Below are 215 nucleotides of genomic sequence, written 5' to 3'. Positions count from 1 at the left end.
TTGACTCGAGTAGGCGGGATTCACATATTCAACTTTAATACCCACTAGGTTTGCTTTATATTCGATGAAATGAGACAGGCGATAAAAGGACCAAGTGTGCAAATTCTTTTCGTTTTTACGGCTCGTTCTTGCCGTCTGTCTAATGTTCGCCAGTTGTTCCAAGCGAATGACAGAAATGTGATTGTCTTTTGCAAAATTGACGATTGCACGGCTCA

General features: G+C 41.4%; 1 protein-coding gene. It reads right to left on the bottom strand.

Annotated elements, in window-relative coordinates:
• Positions 1–215: IS200/IS605 family accessory protein TnpB-related protein (locus tag ACQCV8_RS20275; RefSeq protein WP_426847230.1), on the bottom strand; the 215-nt coding region annotated here is incomplete at both ends.

Origin of the sequence: Metabacillus sp. 84 (assembly GCF_050107715.1) — a bacterium.
GTDB lineage: Bacteria > Bacillota > Bacilli > Bacillales > Bacillaceae > Metabacillus_B.
This window is presented reverse-complemented; position numbering and strand designations above follow the sequence as displayed.